The sequence below is a fragment of the Paenibacillus sp. JT22N12 genome (assembly GCF_056269365.1).
On record NZ_JBWDNU010000006.1, the window covers coordinates 351626 to 372266 of the forward strand.

Below are 20641 nucleotides of genomic sequence, written 5' to 3' on the forward strand. Positions count from 1 at the left end.
CTTCCCTGTCTTATTCCATCCATTGACTTGTAATTAACTCCCTGGCTTGCCGGACGTCCAGCATTCCTCCGGTACCTCCGATCCCTTGAGTGGAGAGTGCACCGCATGCATTGCCGAAGATCAACTGCTCGCGAGGCGGCTTTCCCTCCAGAAAACTGAAAATAATTCCGGCATTGAACGAGTCCCCGGCTCCCGTCATATCGACAGCCGCAACATCAAAGCCAGGCACATGGTGCCATTCTCCTTCCGGCGTCAGCATTCGCGCTCCCTGCCTGCCGCACTTGACCACGACGCTCCCGTACCGTATCGGGATCGCTTCATCCAGTTCAGCCAGATCGGAGCAGTCATAGATGTGAAGCACTTCTTCTTTGCTCGGAAGGAACAGATCCGTCACGCACAGCAGCTCGTTGATAAGCGGCCGCTTCCACTGCTCCTGCGGATCCCATCCGGTGTCGAAGCTCGTCGTGATGCCGCGCTCCTTCGCTTTCGCGAATAAGGCTGCCCATTCCCGCTGCATGCCAAGCTGCAGATATAAGGAGCCGAAATGCAGATGATCGGCCTGTTCAAATATGGAATCGGGCACCAGCGTCATCTCCAGCTTGCAGATGGATCCCATGAATGTAAGCAGGGCGCGATCCGTTGGTGTAGAGAGGGAAATGGTCACCCCTGTTTTCTCCTGCGGATCGATTCTCACAAACTCCGTATTTACGCCAAAATACTTCAGACGCTCGATGCAATACATACCGAAATCGTCATTTCCAACTACGGATACGAAATAAACGTTCAATCCCAGCTGGGCCAATCTGCATGCCGTAATGGCCGACGACGAGCCAAGCGTAAGCGAGAAATCATCCACGAATTTTTCCTTGTTCGGCTCCGGCTGAACAGAGCTGCCGGATATAATGGCATCCACATTCAATTCTCCCAATACAAAGACCGTCCTGATCATTTTCCCATCTCCTCGCAAACAGCCCCGCGACACGGATGTTTTCACTTACAACCGGCTGACTGAGACCCTTTCGCAAAGTCTCTCGATATCCTGATAGAGGACATCGCCTGTCGCTTCCGACAATGCGTTGGCCGCTCCGACGGCTGATGCAAAACGCAGCGCATCAGAATCGCTTGCTCCCCTCTGCCAGGCAACGACCAGACCGGCAACGAAGGAGTCGCCGCTGCCGACGGGATTCACGGCTTTGACCTCCGGAGGCATCGCCTTGAATAGGCAGCCGTCGAGCACCGCCGTGCACCCATCCGCACCCAGGGAAACAATCGTATGCCGGACGCCTCTCCTCTGCAGGTCATGTGCCAATGACGCCAGCGCCTCCTTCGAGAAACGTTCCGCTCCGGTAAGCTGCAGAAATTCCTCTTCGTTCGGTTTAATCGCATAAGGACCGGCAAGTATACCCGCTTTCAGTGCCGCTCCGCTCGAATCGAGTACGACCCGCGCACCCCGGGATGCGGCAATGCCAATCAGTTGACCATAATAGTCGGGCGGACACTGGCCGGGGAGGCTTCCCGATACCACCAACCACGTGTCCGGCGTACAAAGCTGCCCGACTCGATCCAGGAGTGCTGACATTTCGTCTTCCGTCACCTCGGGCCCGGGTTCCAGTACTTCTGTAGATGAGCCGTCGGATTGATCGATCATATTCAGGCAGATCCTGGTCTCTCCGGCTATCGGGGTGAAGCAGCAGGAAATACCGTCCTGCTCGAGTCTTCGCCTGATCCATTCGCCGTTCCATCCTCCCAGAAATCCCGTCGCCACGACGTCCTCACCCAATTGACGGATGACCCGGGCCACATTCAGCCCTTTGCCCCCCGCACTGGCATGCGCGGAAACGGCACGCTGGATGCGGCCGTGCGTCAGCTGCGGAACATACAATCTCCTGTCTACCGCCGGGTTTAACGTTACGGTAACTAGCATGCCTGTTCACCTTCCCGCTCTGCCGTCAGATCCGCATAACCGGATTTTTTCCTTTACAAACAGCTTTGTCGCTTCCTTGGCAGGCTTCATGTACTGCCGGGGGTCGTTTTCACCCGGATCTCTGTCCAATACAGCCTTGATCGCTTTGGTAAACACAATCCGAAGCTCGGTTGCAATATTCATTTTAGCCATTCCCAACTGGATGCATCTGCGCACCTGATCGTCCGGGATGCCGGATCCGCCATGAAGAACGAGCGGCGCATCAATGCTTTCGGCAATCGCGCTGATCCGGTTAAAATCGATATTCGGCGTTCCTTTATACAGGCCGTGCGCTGTTCCAATAGCCGGAGCGATCGTATGAACGCTCGTCTGTTCCACGAATCGCACGCATTCCTCGGGGTCTGCCAGCATTGCCTCGTCCTCCCCGACAGAAATATGGTCTTCCACTCCGCCGATTTTGCCGAGCTCCGCCTCCACATTAATGCCGACAGCATCCGCCAATTCCACAACCTTGCGCGTCTGCCGCACATTCTCCTCGAATGGATGCATGGAAGCATCGATCATCACGGAGGTATAACCCGCTCTCACACATCTGGCTATTATGCCGAAGTCGCTGCAGTGATCCAGATGAAGGACGATCGGTACCGCGGAAAGCTCTGCGGCAGTCCTCGCGGCGGCAGCGATATATTCCGCCCCGAGATGCTTGACGGTTCCAGTGGTCGATTGCAGGATGACCGGCGAATTCAGCTCTTCGGCTGCTTCCGTCACGGCCTGGAGCATTTCCAGCGTATGAACGTTAAAGGCCGGTATGCAGTACCCTTCCCCCCGCGCTTTGCGGAGAAGGGCTGTCGATGATACGAGCGGCACGGATCAACTCCCCTTTCGTTTAGAGAATGACAACCTGCGTCAGATTTTTGGGATAATCCGGATTGAGTCCGAGTTTTATGGCTGTAAATGTTCCGTAGTATTGAAGAAAGGGCAGATACAGGATGATGCGGGACTCGTCGGATACATCCGGCAAACCGATCTCCAGCACTTGATCCGCGAATGCCGTATCTGTCCCTGCAGATGCGGTCACAAGGATGATATAGGCACCGTAATCCTTCATTTCAGCGGCAACCTTCAATTCCTGTTCCCGTGCCCGCTCGGACAACAGCAGGATCACGCAGGTTCCTTGATCCACAATCGCCTTCGGTCCGTGCCGGAACTCCAGCGTCCCAAAGCTTTCCGTCCATACGTTTGCCATCTCTTTCAGCTTGAGGCAGCCCTCCTGGGCAATTCCTGACAAGGCTCCCATGCCGAGAATTAACGTTTTATTGAATGTTTGTGATTGAATGATATCTGACGCCAGCCGCTTCGCCTTGTCGACGACACCACTGACCTCACTGACTGTCCGTTCCAATTCTTTCCCATAAAGCGGCTGTCCCGAAGCGGCGGCGATCGCGGATTGCATTGCCATTACCATGCTGCTTAATGATTTGGTCATGACCGTACTCTGCTCCTTGCCTTTATCGGAGACAAGGCAGGATGCCATCCGTGCCATACCGCTGTCCTGATAACAGGTCACACCCGCCGTAACCCAGCCGGCTATCGACTGTGCCTCTTGCAAAGCCTGCAATACCTCTGTCGATTCACCTGAACGGGAAACGCCGAATACAATAGCAGATTTTCCTTCCACCGCCGATTGATCCCTCACTAGCAGCAATTCCGAGGACGGGAGGCTGCTGGCAGGCCGCTTCAGCCATGCCCGATAAACAGCCGCCATCGCTTGGGCCTGATAATACGAGGAACCAGACCCGATGAAAATGGCCTGTTCCACATCTGCTTGAAGATAACGCACCACCCAGTCGCGGGATTGAAGAGCAGCGTGGTATGCCGTTTCGACGGCATCCGACTGCTCGCCGATTTCCTTGTACGTCAAGGTATCCCCTGCCCGCAGCAACGATTCCGTCACCTGCTGGTCTTGCGTTACTTTCTTCGATTCCATGACTTCACCTCCAAGTAATGTCTGATGACAGTAAGTTCAAACGATCATCAAAGTCAATATATCACCTATTTATGAATGTGTAAATCGTTTTATACGTATTTTTTTATCAATTTGATCGTTTTTATTTATATTTTAGATCTTAACGGACAAAAAAAGTTCGTCGCGAAAAAATAAATTTTATAAAACTCTTGCCATTGTGGTAGGATGTATAGTGATGTGTGTTTTGCGTATTTTTCAGATGGGGGTATCATATGGGCAAAATAGATGCAAGACGTAGCTGGATAATGGAACAGTTAAAGGATAAGGGCTCGATCCAGGTCGGCGAAGTCGTGAAGCAATTTTCCGTTTCCGAAGTGACAGTGCGCCGCGACCTCGAGGTGCTGGAAAATGAAAAAAAATGTATCCGCACACTTGGTGGAGCTGTGTTGGAAATTATGAAAATGGAAACTCCATTCTTCAAAAAATTGGAGATCAACACGGAAGAAAAAAAACAAATCGCCGAAAAAGCGCTGAGTCTTATTCGGGATCATGATATCATCGGCTTGACTGGCGGCACGACGAATTACTTCATCGCAAAGCGTCTGGGCCAATTTGAAGGCCTGACCATCGTAACGAACGCGATTAATATCGCCTACGAGCTGATCGGAATTCAGGGGCTGCGGCTAATTGTGACAGGTGGAACAATTAATACACAAAGCTACGAGTTATCGGGACCGTTAGCCGATGGCACGCTGAACCGGCTCATCATTCAAAAAACGTTTGTGGGAGTCGATGGCGTGTCTCTTACAAGAGGGATTACCACATTCAACGAAATGGAGGCGGAAACGAACCGGGTCATGATGCAAAAATCACTGCAAAACTATATCGTGGCCGACCACACCAAATTTAATAACAACTCGATCTTTGTCATCAACGATTTTACCAATGTAAACGGTATAATAACGGACGACGGGGTAGCGCCCGAAATCGCCCGCCACTATCGGGAAGCGGGCATTCACTTTATTTAATCACCTTAACGATTGGACGTCCCTGTCTTACCGGAAATATCGTCCGATTAACCAGAAGCACCGTTAAACTTGCATATTCATGCCTGTTTGATGGTGCCATTTTTTTTATAGGATGGTTATTCCTATCCTGAATTCAGAAACATTATCAAAGACCGGCAGCAATCAAGTGCGTTATAATTACAATTAAAAAGGAGGTGTCAGCCATCATACTCCGGCTTGCCTCGACGGTTGACGATTCCCGTATGCCGCTCGCTATTGTGGATTGCGGAACACAGAAAATAATGCAGACCGAGTCATTTTGCTGGCCATTTCATCAAATCGTGTGCTGTTCCCAGGGAGAAGGCATCGTAAACATTAACAGGCTCCCCTGCCGGCTTATATCTGGCACCGTCTTCTATATAAAGCCGAATGTGGAACACGAATACGTTGCTTCCGAACAGGGATATCATGTTTCCTGGATATCCTTCAACGGTTTCCTGATGGACAGCCTCCCTGCGCTGTACGGGCTTCCGCCTCACAACAGCAATACCGCAATTCAGGACAGGAATTACCCGGATATCCATCTGCGGGTGATGTCCATTCTGGAATATATTGATTCCCCGTTTATATTAGAGCGGTCTTCCGTTGCCCTGTATGGAATCGTTGTGGAGTTCTTCCTGCAGTTCAAGCATAAGCAGCTTCTCAATGACTGCAGTCGGAACCGGTTGATTGACAAGGCAGCAGCAGCGTTCAAAGCAGCCGTATACGACAATGTGGAAATCGCTAAATTCGCCGAAGAACTGGGAGTGTCCAGGCAGCATCTAAGCCGCTTGTTCCGTCGGAGATTCCAGATGACAGCAAAAGAATACTATATGCGGCTCAAGGTGCTTCAGAGCAAAATGGATATTCTTCAATATCCGAATGACAGCATTAAGGATATTGCCCTGCGGCTGGGCTTTGTCAATGCAAGTCACTTTACCAAGGTATTTCACAGTCTGGTCGGCGCTTCGCCGACTGCTTTTCGGCAGACTTACCTTAACCGGCGGCTTCTCGGCGATACGGATCATTACAAGGTGGATGTAATTGGTGATATGGAGGACTGAAAGGCCCCAAGGGACCTCAGCGCTTTATCCTGATTGGCATCGCATTTTCTCCTCAGCTTATAGAACGAAGGGACGGCATAAGGCCGCCCCTTCTCTATCAGACACTGTCGCGTTGTCCAAAAAACTGCGGCAAATACGCACGATGCGCCTCCAGCAGTTCTTCTCCCAATTGATCCGCCATTCTCTCATCCTCCACCGATCCGTCAAGCAGCAAGGCCTGTTTGAAAGCATTAGAGCTGCCCGTCAGTGCCGCCTCAACCGTCATGTCCACTACGGCGATTCGCTTCTGCAGCAAGTCTGCCAGCGCAGCGGGGAAATCCGGCAGAGTTACCGGTAAAAAGCCCCGTCCAGCTGCCAGGGCCGGGAGTTCCAGCACGGCGTGATCAGGCAGACCCGGTACCGCGCCGCAATTGGGCAAATTTACGGAAAACAGCTTGCGCTGGTCCAGGTAAAGGGAACGCAAAATGTCCAGCAGCTGCTCATGCTCGCCTTCAGACCGGTTGAATAGCTTATTGTCTATCGGCACTATTCCCTGTGCCTGTTCCGTCATCTCCCGATAGACTTCGTCGCCCTGAGCGATAACGCCTTCAAAAGAAATAGCATCTACGCCCAGTGTCCCGCCGTAATAGGAGCCTCGGGGAAAGGCAGCCGGAAAAAACTCCGCAATATGGCGGTCCAGAACAGCAGGAACGGCCCCATATTTTAAATACAGAGACCATGTAAAAGGATTGTCGGCGATTTCAGGCACATGATGCTCCTTTCCACCACTCTCCTTTAATGCTTTGCCGCCCGTCTGGCCTTGAGCCAGTTTGTTGAGGCCTTCTTTGCTTTTGGCAGTCAATTCGGGATGCAAATCTTCCCCGCCTGCCCTCAGGTCATATAGAAACGTCAAGTGATTCAGTCCCGCTCCAAGCGAACGGATTGTCCCGGGCTCGCGCCCAAGCAAGCGTCCGATGTGATGCTCCACATGAAGCACACCATGGCATAAACCGATTACGGGAATGTCAAGTTCGCTGCGTATCGCCTGACAAACCGGAGTCATCGGATTGGAATAATTGAAGAAATAAGCATCCGGGCACAATTTCTTGATATCCTCGGCAATTTGTATCATTGCAGGAATCATCCGCAGGGCACGGGAAATGCCTCCGGGCATCGTCGTATCTCCGACCGGCTGATAAATTCCATATTTACGGGGAATAAAGACATCCTTCTCCCATGCTCTTCGGCCGCCAACGGCTATTGTCGTTACAACAACATCGGCTCCCTTAAGCACATCCCGCCGGTCGCTTGCGGAATGAACGGGAATATCAGCCTCTTTGGCCGCTATCATCCGGGATACGAGGCCCGTTATAGCTTTTAGAGCAGCCGGATCCGTATCAACCAAAGCGACCTCCCATGTGCCCATTCCCTCCGTCATAATAAGATCGGCCACAAGGCCCTGAGTGAAGACAGCACTGCCCGCGCCGATCAGCACCATTTTTTTTCTGTTCATCTGCTCGCTCCTATCTTATTCGCAGTATCGCATCATCGTCATTTCATCCCCGTGAGTGTTATGCCTTTAATAAACTGCTTCTGGAAACACAGAAACAGAATGATGATAGGTGCCATAATAATCAGTGCCATAAACATCGTTCCGGCATAATCAGTGGCGTTCATGTTGCCGAAATATTGCAGTCCGAGTGAAAGTGTCATTTTCTTCTGTTTATTTAATATGATCAGTGGCCATAAATAATCATTCCAGTACTGAATGAACAGAAATACAGACAGAGCGGACAGAATCGGTAATATCTGCGGAATAATAATGCGGAAGAAGGTCCGGTATTCGCCTGCTCCGTCGATTCTTGCCGCTTCCATCACTTCCGTGGGAACGACCTCGATGAACTGTCTGCTTAGAAATATACCGAATGGACTGACAATCGCCGGCAAAATCAACGCCCAAATGCTGTTGAGCAAATTGAGCTCCTTCATTAGAAGAAAGACGGGAATCATCGTGACCTGAAAAGGAACCATCATCCCCGACAGGAACAGCAAGAAGATGGCGGTTTTCGCCTTAAATTGAAATTTTGCGAACAAATAACCGGCAATCGCGCTGGTGCTGACGGCAAGAGCAGTAATCGAGACTGTAACGATCAGGCTGTTCCTGAACCAGTACAAGACCATGCTGCCCTTTTCAAGCACGCTTCGGAAACCATCTGAACTCCATTGATGCGGTATAATCGAAAACCCGGATATAATTTCGGTATTGCTCTTGAAGGCCAGCGACAGCATCCAGACGAATGGCAGCAGCATGATGGCGGATAATACCCCCATTACACAAACGGTCAGCGTCCCCCGTGCATTGAATCTTGTATTTTTCCGGTTCATCGTATCACCCTCAATATTCCCAGCGGCTTTTGCCGACTTTTAGTTGGATAATGGTCACGACGAGCATAATCGCAAACAATACGACAGCCATCGCGGAAGCGCTGGACATGTCATAATATTTAAAGGCCGTATCATAAATTTCCAGGGAAATCAGCCTTGTCTTATTCTCCGGTCCGCCTCCGGTCATGATTTGAAATCGCGTAAACTCCTGAAAATAGGAAAACAGCGTCATAATGGTGACGAATAAGGTCGTTCTGCTGAGCAGAGGAAGAGTAATCGTAAAAAAAATACGAATGTTCCCGGCACCTTCCAGTTTCGCCGAGTCGTAGAACATATCCGGAATGGTATTCAGCCCCGCTATGAACAAAATCGTGTTGTAGCCGATGTCCGACCATAATGTCATAATAATCACGGATATCAGAGCTGTTCCCGCACCTGTCAGCCAATACTGTTCATGCCCGCCAAGCAGACCGGCGATTTTGTTGAACAAGCCATTGGGGTAACTGTACATCATCGACCACACGAGCGCCGAACCTACGATTGGAGAAATGACCGGAATAAAAAACACCGAGCGGAACAGTCCCTGGAGACTCCCATTCTTCAGGCTGTTGATTGCCAGCGAAATAAGCAGCGTTATGACAATATTGGCAGGTACGGCAATGGCTACAAACATAAACGTGGTCCCGATCGATTTCAAGAAAAGCGAATCGTGGAATATGCTTCGGAAATTTTCGAGTCCGATAAAATCTGCGGTACCTGCCAGTGGATCGTATTCGCTTAAAGATAAATAAAACCCGTATAGAATAGGAAAAAATGAAAAGACGAGAAACAAGATCAGTATAGGCGTAAGGGTGGTCCACACGAAACGGTTCATTTTTCTTTTCTGCAGACTCGGCCTCTTTTGAAGCTTTACGCCCGGCATCGCATCCGCTCTCAATGGATTCAACTGCTTCCCCCCTGGCAGGTTCATGAAGGAATACGACCGACGAAATGGACATATCCCCTCATCGCCTGTTTATTTTCTTTCCTTGACAATGTTCTTGTTGACGTCGGTTTCCGCTTTTTTCAGTGTGGTTTCCACCGAATCGCCTTTGACGACGGCTACCAATGCGTCGACCAATACCTTTTTGAGATAATCAGTATTCTCGACAGGTCCGATCCATTGCCCGAACTGCATGGCATTCAGGGAAGGCTTGACGAGGGGATTGCTTTGGATGAACTGGTCGGTCAGCTGGTCTTTCGAAGGGGGAAGTGTGCCGGTTTGCGTATTCCAATAATTATTGTTCTCGTTGGTTGTAAGGAATTGAACGAATTTCGAGGCCGCTTCGATATTTTTACTTTTGGCGGAAATCACTTCCCCCCAGCCGGATTCAGCTGCAAAATACGGGGGTTGATCCGTAAATGAAGGCATCGGTACATAATCGAATTTCACAGTATCGCCGTAGGTGGCGATCCCGGATGGTATGACCCATGGACCGTCAAAATCCATAGCTGTCTGGCCTTTAAAAAAATAATCGAAGATCGACAGCTTGCCTCCGAGCAGCTTCGTATCGGTAACCTTGTCTTCCGTGATCAGATTGCGCATTTCGGTAAATGCATGGACTGCCTCCGGGGTGGAAAAATTGATCATATCGTCATCTGTCCAATACGTTGCCCCCTGCTGGAGGATCATGGACAGGAACAGGAACGTGATGGAATCGCTCGATACAAAATCGAAGCCCCGTACCTTAATCTCATTGTTGGCATCATATTCTGTCATTTTCCTGGCGGCATCGACCAGCTCGCTCCAGGTTGCAGGTACCTGAACTCCCGCCTTCTGCATATAGTCTGTATTCACCAGGATTCCGCCGTTTCCGAGGTTAAACTCCTGCGGCACGCCATACAGTTTTCCGTCGACCGTATAGGCTCCGGTTGCCGCCGGATAATAGTTAGCCAACAGATCGCCGCCATTCGGGACTTCAGCCAGTAATCCCGCCTTCGCAAGCGGAGTAACCCATGTGCCGAATACCTGAGCGACATCCGGTGCGGCGTTGCCGATATAGGATGTACGGATTTTTTGAACGTAATCGTCATAGGGGAATACCTCCACTTTGATCGAGATATCGGGATTGGCTTTCTCGAAATCCGCAACAAGCTTCTTGTTCGCGGGTACAAAGGCATCGTTTTGATGCATCCAATAGGTGAGCTGCACGGTTTTTGCCGCAGCTCCCGCGTCGCTCCCTCCCCCGTTAGCCGTCGGGCCGTCATTCGTGCCGGAGCCGGAACCCGCGCATCCCCACACGCACATACAAACCAGCAATACCGTTAAACATCCGCCGATGATACGCTTCATTCTCACAGACCTCCATTTTATAAAAGATGTGAAATAACGCTTACATTTTCAGGAGCATTGCTCGTCATCCTGTCCGCTGCGACTGTCAGTAAATGCTCTAATTGTACATCGGCTTATGGGTCCGCACGCCATCCCGTACAGGGATGATCAAAGCGGAAAAAAAATATCAGATGCTCCGCGCCTCATCGGGATACATGGGCAGACCAATCTCGTTAACCTTTCAGCGAAAAAGTATCCTTACCGCCTCTTGCCGTGACGATGATCAACTATGCACCTCCCCCTTTTTCGATTCGCCAGTCATAATCCAACTCCGCACGTAATTAAAGCTCCAGCTAGTGAATGTGTTTATACGACTAATAATACTCAGTATAATGTTCAAGTCAATTACTTTTTTAATTATTTTTGATCATTTCGATAGTTTTAACGTATCATAATGAACTTTTTGTTATAAAATCAGTTCGGTCAGAGAACGGTTTCTCCGCCCTGGCGTATGAAGTTCCTTTTGGAACAGCAGGCGACAAACAGCTTATTTCCGGATAAGAAGCCGCTTGTTAAAATCAAGCTGAAGATTCGTTTCTATAAGGAGGTTGTACAATGTATGTCTATACGGGAATAAGCGAAGCGCAAAAAATCGGAAAGTATGGTGTGGATGAAAGCGCCCGCCTGATGAAGAGACTGGCCTATATTTATCGACGCTTAATGATGGTTGGGGCTGCGCATATGCCTGCCCGGATGAATTGGCATTTTAAGGCTGGCCTTGCCCGGCACCTGTTCGAGGACTCTCATGCAGCCGGGTTATTTATGAAGCGGGCTTCTGAACTGCGAAGTCCCAATGTTCAGCAGCTGAAGGATCCTGATCCGTGGCTGGCCTTGTTCTTCGACGAGCTGTTAATGGCACGATCCGATTACGAGCTGTGGACAGGCATATACGCCGTCGTAAGGCCGGAGCTCAGCAGGTTGCTGCGGCAGTATGCGCAGGATACCCAACCGCTGGTTGATTATCCTACCCTTCGCGCAATTAAACAGGTGCTTTCTGATCTGGACGAGCAGACGGCATGGGGAGAGGCCATTCGTCCGGCGCTTCTGGAGGATGCCGCCTTTTTCTCCGCGCATCGGGAGACCTATTCCATAATAACGGATGATGAAAGTACGGCTGCGGTGTTCTGCGATGAGCTGCGCAAGCTGCTGGCGCAAGTCGGTGGTTTTGAAGGCCGGGCGTTGAAGCAAGCCGAGAGCGTGCCGGACAGGAAACGTTCGCAGCAGAAGTACAACATGCCCTTGCGGGCTGTCAGAGATCCACGAATGGGCGGGGATACGCTTGGCAGAACAGGCGTGGCGAACCCGCCGACGGAGCCGGAGCTGGCGAGGATCATTGCAAATGTACGCACGCGGCAGGAGGAGCTGGGGGCGGCAGAGCTTTGCGCAGCGACGATGGTGCTGCAAAACAACATGCCATGGTCATTCTATGAGGATCTGGCGCGTCATTGCTGGGATGAAACCAGACACACGTTATTCGGTCAGGCTGTGCTTGACCTGGGAGGATACGACTGGTATTCGATGCCGCAGTTCAAAGGCGACTATGACCCGCATATGATGAAACCGGTAGCCAATTCTTATATTTGGCTGTCGATCGGCATTGAAGGCAGTGCCATGAGAAAAGACGGGATGCCGAAGGAAGCGAGAATGCTGAAAGCGGCAGCGGAGAAAACAGACAACGAAGTCGTGAAGCTTTTTGCGCAATGTGTGGATTTCGACTGGGCCGACGAAGTGACGCATCATCAGTTCGGAAGAAAATGGGCCGAGGAGCTAATGGACGACTATCGCACCTCGGAGCGGATCGCCAACCGTGAAATGGAGCTCAATTTTGCCAGAATGGCCCGCGACACATGCTCGTTCTGGGAAGATAAACCTGACAGTTTCAACAAGCAAATGTTTCTGAGCGATTGGAAAGATCGGCTGCGGCCGGAGCTTTTGAAAGAGTTGGACGAGGAACCCTTCCTTCCATAAATCTCCTGTAAAACGAATAATTTGGCGTTTAAACAAAAACGGACGCCCCGGTAAAATTGGTTTGCGCACGAGGTCGCAGTCGAAATTTCCGATGTCTTACGATAAGAGGATTGGCTTGCCTATACGTACTGACCCGTCAACGCAAAAAGGCTGCCGATATCCGGCAACCTTTTTTTTACTAACCCCACTCTGCTGCGGATTCTATTCCTGCGCGGGAGAGCTGGACTGATCCGCAGCAGCGTTATTCAGCCTGCAGATCTCCACCCCTGCCAGCATCATAATGCCGATGCCATGGTTGTCGTTCACGACCGTACGCAAGTCGTGCATGTAATAGTCAGGGGAGAACGAATACCGCGACCCGCTGCATACCCCGTGCACATTGCCCTGCCGGTCGATCACCCCGCCGGTCAGGCCATTCCAGGCTTTATGGGCGGCAGCCGCATAGACCTCTTTCTCTTCCAGCCAGCCGAAACGCACGCCCCTGGCGAACGCATACGCGAACATCGCGGTACAGGAGGCTTCCTCATAGGCTTCAGGCAAATTAAGCACCTGATGCCATAAGCCCGAATCCGCCTGAAGCGCCGAAATGCCAGCGCACAGCTCGCGGAACATAAGAAGCAGCGCTCCCCGGTCCTGGTGATCGTCGGGAAGCTTCTCCAACAGCTCAGACAGGGAGAACAGGCACCAGCCGTTGCCGCGGCCCCAAGGCACGCGCGTCGCCTTGGCGTATTTAAAGTCGAACACATGCGACATGACGCCTTCCGGCTCCATGAACAGGTAGCTCTTATACAGCAGGAACTGTCTGGCCGCTTCATCCAGCGCTTCGCGCTTGCCGGTTGTTATTGCATAACGCGTCAGGAACGGGGCGCTCATGAACAAGTCGTCCGCCCACATCGTATCGGCCGCGTATTCGCCCGGGCACTGCCGGTAAAACGCTCCATCCGGCCGGCGTTCCAGCTTCCGGAGCATGAAATCGGCGATTACGTCGGCGATGCGGCGGAAGCTGTCCTCTCCCGTCTGCAGATAAGCCTCAAGCATCGACGACCCGAACGAGCCGCAGTTGTCCAGCATTCGGACTAAGACGAGCTGGTGGTTCACGGAAGGAAAACCGTATTCGTCCCTATCCCATATCGAATAGGCATACATTTCCGTACAGCTGCGGATATGGCCAAGTGCGTAATCAGACAAATCCTTCCGGTTAAGCTCGCGGGCGGTCCGCAGCAGCCCATACATCGTTACGCCGAGCGGATAGTCCCAGCGCCCGTAATTGGTGGCGCTGCCCGTCGTCCATTTGTTGCTCAGCATGGCGTTCTCATAATAAGGCCTCACCCTTGTTTGCGGAGCATCGACCAGCCAGTACGAATGACCGGCAGCGCGGCCTTCGGAGTCGACAGCTGGATGAAGACCGGACATCGTGCAAAGCGCCGCCGGATCCGGCTCGACCGCAGGATCGAGCGGTCCGGCATACAGCCATGCGCCTTCGCCTCCGTGGACGACGGCCGGCAGCGCCAGCGGCAGCAGTCTCCCGCCGGCATAAGCGCTGCATTCAAAACCCCAGCCGTCCGGGCCGCTTACGCTGCGCACGAGCAGCCGGTGCGCTCCGGACGCAGCAGACACCTGGACCCGGTAAGTGCCGCCCGACTCCAGCTCGACTACCTTCAAATCGTCCAGCCATATGACGGTCGGCCCCAGGGCATGGCCCTCCAGCATTAGCGACTCCTCCTCAGAAGGCACCTGCAACCGGCTCCAGCCGTAAGCCGCGGCAGGTTGAACGGGAAGTCCGAACAATCGCTCACAGTTCGGCCGCTCCGCTTCCTCCGCTGTCCATCTCGTCCGCGGTTGCCAGCACAGGCCGGTTTCTTCTTCCGCCCGCTTGAAATCAGGAAAACCGTTTTCGCTCCCGAATAACCGGTTTTTCACAGCTTCCGTGAAGACCCAGCCCGCACTCCCGGTCCTGCCCGCAAAGGGAGCCAGCACCTGCATAATGCGCACCTTCGCCTCGTCTGACCCAAAGAGGCAGCCGAAGCCCGCAGCCGTCTTGCGCGCCTCTACCAGGAAGGCGTTCCAGCCCTTGCGCAGCGCAAGCGGCACAATGACCCGCTCGCCCGGCTTCATCTCGTCTACCGCATTGGACCGGTACAGGCGCTCTTCATTGACGTACAGCAGCACAGGACCGAGCGGTTCGATGACACCGTCGAGCGATCGTTCATCGTCACTCCATACCAGCCCGTATGCGTATGCGTAGTCGCCGATAGCCGCTTCGGGCAGCTTGGCGGAAAAATCCATATCGTAAAGCCCATCCTCCGTTTGCAGCATGCCTGATTTGGCAAAAGCGCGCAGCGCGAAGGGCACGGGAGGATTTGCGCCGGCGTAACGGCCTGCCAGCACCTCCAGGATGCGGCGCTCATCGTCGCCGAACCAGTACCGCGCGCTTTCGCGCGCCTCCATATAGGCTGTCATATTCTCATTCCTCTCGTTTGTCGTCATGACTGTTACCGGGCGACAGCCGGATATCGAACGTCTTGTCATACGGCGTCAGCACATTCACGATCAGGGTCTGGCAATCCGTCGGATAACTTGTATTGCTAAGCACCTTGGCCCGGTGCTCGTGCGCCCCTCCATCCACCTCGATCCAATCGTTTCCGGCGGTTAAACGGGACGTACCTTTTTCCCAAAACAGGGTTCCTGTCGCTGCCGACGAAAGACTATCTCCGGATAACACGCCTTCCTTGCCGAACACGAAAGAGATTTGCGTCATTAAAATTTCCGGCTGCTCGCAGTGGATGCGAATGCGCCAGCCTTGTTCAGTTTCCGTTAGCTCAACCTCGACATGATGCTGTTGTTCGTGCGTAACTTCCCGCAAATGATGGGGCAGCAAATACCAGGGACTGACTGGCCCGTGCGCGGTTTCGGGCAAATGCTGCTCCGCAACGGGGCCGTAATACCCCTTCTTCTCGGTCGCCGATAACCGGTAGCCGCGCTCCAGATACTCCATCCGCGTCAGCTTGACGAAGCCCGGCTCAAAGGACGCTGCAATTTGCACGGCAAGCAGCCGAGCCGCCCCATGCCGCAGCGCAAAAAACGAGTTCGTTTCGGTCATGACGGTCGCGCTTGTCGCTCCGCTCCGATGTCTGGCGACGGGAGCGCCGAAGTCGGGATGCAGCCGGCTGTGATAGATTCGGCCGCCGTGTCCTGCCCCCTCCATCCTGCTAAGGTAAAGCTCCCGTGGAAAGCCGCCATTTATGACGACCCGGTAGTTGTCCGGCATCTCTGCAGGCTGGACCGGACAATTGCGAAGAAGCTCCGGGTAACGCAGTAAACCGATCAGTGCGTTATTGGGCAGTCCCCCGGGATGCGTCAGCGCATCGCCCGCAAGCCCGGCTATTGCGGCAAACAACGGATCGCCGTCGCGGTTCGCCATCAGCTTGGCGATTAGAAAATAGGTTCCCATGCTGTATTTGCTGCCAAAATCCTGACGGCCGGAATAATCCGTCACAACTTCGCCGTCGGGATGAATCATATGCGCCATCATCCGTAAATTCTTCCGCACCGGTTCCAGCAGGTCCGGCAGGTTAAATAGCTCCGCCGCATAAAAAAGGACGATATCGCTTACGGCGTTATAAATGCCATTGCTCCGCTCCGTCCACTCCCCGTCTTCCGTGCAGTCGATCCCTTCCGCGAGCCACTGCTCCGCCCTCTCCTTCAGTTCGGGCTGCCCTGTCAGCTTATACATAAATCCGAGAGCAGCGGTAATGACCCAGCGGTGATTCGGAGTGTGGCAGCCTCCCGTAAGCAGGGCCGGAATGGTCCGCTCCAGAAAGGTCCGGATAACCTCCGCCGCTTGGCGTGCAGGCTCCCACGCATGGGCGGCAAGCAGCTCGTAGACCTGTGCCAGGCCGCTCACGACGAATGCGGTATCGGGAGGCGAGTGCATATTCGTCCATGGCGGCGAAATCGTTCCGTCCTCATGCTGGAAACTCAGCATGTACCGGGCACTAAGCTCCAGCCGCAACAACAGCCCGCGATCATGATAGAACCTGGATTGCTCATTAATGAGTGCGGATGCCCAAATAGCCATGACCATCGGCGTTCCGCCGTGACTCGGCCAAGCGATGCCGTTCACGGGATCGGTTACTCCCCCGTAAAACCGGCTTTCGCCGTCGAGCACTTGATGATCCATTCCGTCTTGTACCCAATGGTCATTGATGGAGACCAGCTTATCGTAAATGTTCATTAGTCCTCCCTATCTTTCCTCAGCCATCATTTTCCGCCCTTAGGCGATACTAGAATGCTACAATTTTTAAGAGTATCTGAAATTTCTCCGGACTGCAAGCGCCCCTTGCTTAAGTCCTGCACGCATCCCTGTCTTTACCCCTTCACGGCGCCGAGCATCACGCCGCTTACGAAGTAACGCTGCAGCCACGGGTAAACCAACAGAATCGGCACCGTGGCGAAAATGACGCTGGCCGCCTTCAGACTTTCCGGCACGACGGTCGCCATCTGAGCCCCTTCCATCTGCAGAAGGTCTGATATCATATTGTTCTGGATGAGCTGATAGAGCTTCAGCTGCAGAGGATAAAGCTCCGGGCTGTTGATATACATAAGCGTGTCAGTAAAGCCGTTCCAGCGGCCTACCGCATAGAACAGGCTGAGTGTCGTGATAACCGGGAGCGATAAAGGCAGCATAATACCGAGCAGCGTCCGAAAATGGCTGCTGCCGTCGATTTCAGCGGACTCCTCCAAGCTCTCCGGGATGTTATTGAAGAATGAAACCAGGATGATCAAATAAAAGGGATTGATCAAGCCCGGCAGCACGAGGGCCCAGATCGAATCGAGAAGGTGCAGGTTGCGGACCAGAATATATTCGGGAATGATGCCGCCGCTGAAGAACATCGTGACGACGATGACGAACATGACGGCTTTGCGGCCTCTCAGCTTCTTCTTCGACATCGGATAGCCGATCGCGATCGTCATGAGCATGCACAGCACGGTGGTCAAGCCAGTCAGGAGCACCGTAAATCCCAGCGAGCGAATCATCGTTGCGTCTGAAAACACCTTGGCATAGGCTTCAACGTTGAACTCGACCGGAAGCAGATTCACCTTTCCTGATAGAATCGGCCCTGCCGAGCTCATCGAAATGGCTATTATATGAAGAAATGGAGCCAGACAGATCAAAGTGCTTACGAGTAACACGATAAAGTTGGCGGTGTCGAAAACGCGGTTGGCGGTTTGCTCTCTCATAACGTCCACTCCTTTCAAATTATCGATTGCAGGATGGTTGCTGACTTGCAGTCAATCCTACATTATGCCCTCATCCGTGAGCTTCTTCGAGGTATAGTTAGCCGCAAGCACGAAGATAAGCCCGACGACCGCCTGGAATAAACCGATGACCGTTGCCAGCGTATACTGGCCGGATTGGAGCCCGATCCGGTACACAAACGTGCTGAGCACATCGGAATACTCGCGTACCGCCAAATTGCCGATGACATACGGACGCTCGAAGCCGATGGAAATCATATGGCCCAAATTAATGATGAGCAGCATGACGATCGTCGGCTTCAGGCCGGGGAGCGTAATATGCCAAATGCGCTTCAGCCTGCCTGCGCCATCCATGCCGGCCGCCTCGAACAGCTCCTTATTGATGCCGGTCAGGGCCGCCAGGTAAATAATCGTCCCCCAGCCGGCGCTTTGCCAAACGCCTACGAGCAAATAGGTAATGAGCCAGCTGCTCTTGTCCGTCAGGAACGGAACGGCTTCAAAGCCGATGGATGTAATGACATTATTAATCATGCCGGATTGCGTACCGAACACCTGATATACGATCCCGCCTATAATGACCCAAGAGATAAAATGCGGAATATAGAGAATGGTTTGGGAAAGCTTCTTGAACCACAGCGTGTTCATCTCGTAAAGCATGATGGCCAGAATAAGCGGCGCCGGAAACGATACGAGCAAATCGAGAAAATTGAGCATCAGCGTATTGCGCAGCGTCAAGTAAAAATCGCGCATGCCGAATACTTCCCTGAACGCATCAAAGCCGATCCACTCGCTTCCCGCAATGCCCTGAAAGAAATTAAAGTCCTTAAACGCAATCTGGATTCCGTACATGGGTCCGTATTTGAAAATAATAAAGTAAGTCAGAGGCAAAACAAGCAGTGCGTACAGCTGCCAATATCTGCGGAAATAGGCGTTCCAGCTCACGGCGGACTCCTCCTTATGCAATCGGTTTTGGCAAAGGGATAAAGCGGTGCCTCGTCCCTTTGCCGTCACGAAGCCTGGGCTGCGGATTATTTTGCCTGCATCTCCTTATAAACTGCCGTCCTCTCGTCGAGAATCGCCTGACCGCCGCCAGCCATATAGTCCTTCAGCATCGTTTCGTAAACGCTGTCGAATTGCTCCGGCTTTGCCATCGTTGTCTTTACGATGACTTCGTTAAATTTATCGAGCAGGGTTGTGCCGTATTTCGTCTGCGCCTCAATCGGCCTGTCCATTAACACGGGCGTCAGCACATCGGAATTCGCGATCTTCTGCGCCGCTTCCACCTGATCCAGGAATTTCTGCGGCATCTGCAGCGCCCTGGCTTTCAGGTTTTTCTCCATGCTTCCGAGCTGCTTGCCATTGGAAATGATCACCATGTCACCTACATTGTACAATCGGTTGATCGCTTCCTCCGACGGATTCTCCACGGCAACCGGTATATCGTCGACCATGGTATAATTTTCGCCCTCAATGCCGTTTTGCAGCTTGAATAAATTGTCGCTCATCGCCATCCATTCCAAATACTTGATTGCCTCTGCCGATCGATCGCTTGTTTTCGGGATCATGATGTAAAGACCGTTAGGGGCGTACATCGGCTTGGCGTGCTTGCCTTCCTCATTGGTGTACACGTCTACGGAAGCCAGCACTGCTCCCGGAACGTTTTTCTGGAGCGTATCGTAGGATCCATTCTCGTAAAACGGATTGATGTCGTCCTCGCTGAAGAAGCCGATCTTCCCCGTGGACACGTCTTCATTCAATTTCTTCTTATCCTTGTCAAGACCGAAATCCTTGCTCATCAAGCCTTCGTTGTACAGCTTGTTCATGAATTGAAGCGCTTCCTTAAAGCCTGGCAGCAGAGTCGGGTAGTCATTGGAACCAAGCTGCTGCGTCAGAGTATACTTTTCTTCCTCCGACACCGGCTTAATGAACGACCAGATCAGCGGTTCGTATTGGGCGGAAGCGATCGTCATGCCCAAAGGAATAACCTGACCGTCCGTCCCGCCCGGATCCTTCTCCTTGAAGGCTTTCAACGTTTCGTACAGCTCTTCCGTCGTTTGCGGAACCGGCATATTCAGCTTATCCAGCCAATCCTGCCGGATGAAGGAAGCATACTTGCCCACATTCGACCTCTTGGCCGGAACGGCAAACTGCGTGCCCTGGAACTGACCGTAGTCGAGAACCTCCTCGCCCAGAAACGCTTTCAAGTTCGGCGCGTGCTCGTCGAGCAGCGGCCCGACGTCGGTTAAGCCGTCTTGCTTGGCATAGCGGTTAAACGTATTGGGGTCGTAGGTAAAGACAATGTCCGGGACATTGCTGCCGCTGGCCATCAGAACATTCAGCTTCTCTACCTCTTCCGAACGCGGTACCGGCACGAATTCCATATCGATATTGTTCGGATCGCCGAAGTTTTCTTGAATATAGTTCGTCATGTAGTTATCCGTAATCGTTGTACCTGCCGGCGAGTTGCCTCTGTCGAACACCTCAACCTTAAGCGTAACCCGCTCATTGGAAGCATCGCCATCCGTTCCGCCCGAAGCTCCTGGTTCCGTGTTTGCCGTGCATGCCGTAACTAACAAGGAACAGATCAGGCCGAGCGCCACTACCGCTTTCTTCTTTCCCGGATTTCTCTTCTTGTTTCCAACCATGGTTTCAACCCCTTCTTCGAATGATAAAATGGAG

At 52.6% G+C, this 20641-nt stretch carries 16 protein-coding genes; 3 read left to right on the forward strand and 13 right to left on the reverse strand.

All coding sequences use genetic code 11. The features are described from left to right. Window positions 1–10: 10 nt before the first annotated feature. Genes AC0YOA_RS22895 through AC0YOA_RS22910 form a run of 4 tightly spaced genes read right to left on the reverse strand, consistent with a single transcriptional unit; the run spans window position 11 to window position 3911 of the window. A complete protein-coding gene (locus AC0YOA_RS22895) occupies window positions 11–949 on the reverse strand; it encodes a carbohydrate kinase family protein (protein ID WP_475788585.1) in 939 nt (312 codons plus the stop codon). 45 nt (window positions 950–994) lie between these two features. Then, window positions 995–1924, reverse strand: coding sequence for a 1-phosphofructokinase (pfkB, locus tag AC0YOA_RS22900; protein WP_475788586.1), 930 nt, complete (start codon window positions 1922–1924; stop codon window positions 995–997). A gap of 6 nt (window positions 1925–1930) precedes the next feature. Further along, complete coding sequence (locus AC0YOA_RS22905) at window positions 1931–2791, reverse strand: class II fructose-bisphosphate aldolase (protein WP_475788587.1); 861 nt, start codon at window positions 2789–2791, stop codon at window positions 1931–1933. Window positions 2792–2810: 19 nt separating this feature from the next. Further along, window positions 2811–3911: an SIS domain-containing protein gene (locus AC0YOA_RS22910; RefSeq protein WP_475788588.1), complete on the reverse strand. Its 1101-nt coding sequence runs from the start codon at window positions 3909–3911 to the stop codon at window positions 2811–2813. 251 nt (window positions 3912–4162) lie between these two features. Between AC0YOA_RS22910 and AC0YOA_RS22915 the strand changes: the two genes are divergently transcribed. Further along, window positions 4163–4918 (forward strand): DeoR/GlpR family DNA-binding transcription regulator, encoded by a 756-nt coding sequence (locus AC0YOA_RS22915; protein WP_475788589.1) that lies wholly within the window; start codon window positions 4163–4165, stop codon window positions 4916–4918. A 281-nt stretch (window positions 4919–5199) separates the two neighbouring features. Next, window positions 5200–6000, forward strand: coding sequence for an AraC family transcriptional regulator (locus AC0YOA_RS22920; RefSeq protein WP_475788703.1), 801 nt, complete (start codon window positions 5200–5202; stop codon window positions 5998–6000). Window positions 6001–6097: 97 nt separating this feature from the next. Here the strand turns inward: AC0YOA_RS22920 and AC0YOA_RS22925 are convergent, their stop codons facing one another. From AC0YOA_RS22925 to AC0YOA_RS22940, 4 genes are all read right to left on the reverse strand, one after another. Then, on the reverse strand, window positions 6098–7492 hold the full coding sequence (locus AC0YOA_RS22925) for a family 4 glycosyl hydrolase (RefSeq protein WP_475788590.1): 1395 nt from the start codon (window positions 7490–7492) through the stop codon (window positions 6098–6100). 38 nt (window positions 7493–7530) lie between these two features. Next, window positions 7531–8364, reverse strand: coding sequence for a carbohydrate ABC transporter permease (locus AC0YOA_RS22930; RefSeq protein WP_475788591.1), 834 nt, complete (start codon window positions 8362–8364; stop codon window positions 7531–7533). Between the two features lie 10 nt (window positions 8365–8374). Then, a complete protein-coding gene (locus AC0YOA_RS22935; RefSeq protein ID WP_475788592.1) occupies window positions 8375–9310 on the reverse strand; it encodes a carbohydrate ABC transporter permease in 936 nt (311 codons plus the stop codon). 69 nt (window positions 9311–9379) lie between these two features. After that, on the reverse strand, window positions 9380–10696 hold the full coding sequence (locus AC0YOA_RS22940) for an ABC transporter substrate-binding protein (RefSeq protein WP_475788593.1): 1317 nt from the start codon (window positions 10694–10696) through the stop codon (window positions 9380–9382). A 594-nt stretch (window positions 10697–11290) separates the two neighbouring features. Between AC0YOA_RS22940 and AC0YOA_RS22945 the strand changes: the two genes are divergently transcribed. Then, entirely contained in the window at window positions 11291–12703 is a 1413-nt protein-coding gene (locus AC0YOA_RS22945) for a hypothetical protein (RefSeq protein WP_475788594.1), read from the forward strand. Between the two features lie 201 nt (window positions 12704–12904). Here the strand turns inward: AC0YOA_RS22945 and AC0YOA_RS22950 are convergent, their stop codons facing one another. From AC0YOA_RS22950 to AC0YOA_RS22970, 5 genes are all read right to left on the reverse strand, one after another. Then, window positions 12905–15163, reverse strand: a complete 2259-nt coding sequence (locus AC0YOA_RS22950) for a glycoside hydrolase family 88/105 protein (RefSeq protein WP_475788595.1) — start codon at window positions 15161–15163, stop codon at window positions 12905–12907. Between the two features lie 4 nt (window positions 15164–15167). Next, entirely contained in the window at window positions 15168–16937 is a 1770-nt protein-coding gene (locus tag AC0YOA_RS22955) for a hypothetical protein (RefSeq protein WP_475788596.1), read from the reverse strand. 134 nt (window positions 16938–17071) lie between these two features. Continuing rightward, window positions 17072–17944, reverse strand: coding sequence for a carbohydrate ABC transporter permease (locus AC0YOA_RS22960; RefSeq protein WP_475788597.1), 873 nt, complete (start codon window positions 17942–17944; stop codon window positions 17072–17074). Window positions 17945–18001: 57 nt separating this feature from the next. After that, on the reverse strand, window positions 18002–18904 hold the full coding sequence (locus AC0YOA_RS22965; RefSeq protein WP_475788598.1) for an ABC transporter permease: 903 nt from the start codon (window positions 18902–18904) through the stop codon (window positions 18002–18004). Between the two features lie 86 nt (window positions 18905–18990). Further along, window positions 18991–20607, reverse strand: a complete 1617-nt coding sequence (locus tag AC0YOA_RS22970; protein WP_475788599.1) for an extracellular solute-binding protein — start codon at window positions 20605–20607, stop codon at window positions 18991–18993. Between the last annotated feature and the right edge of the window lie 34 nt (window positions 20608–20641).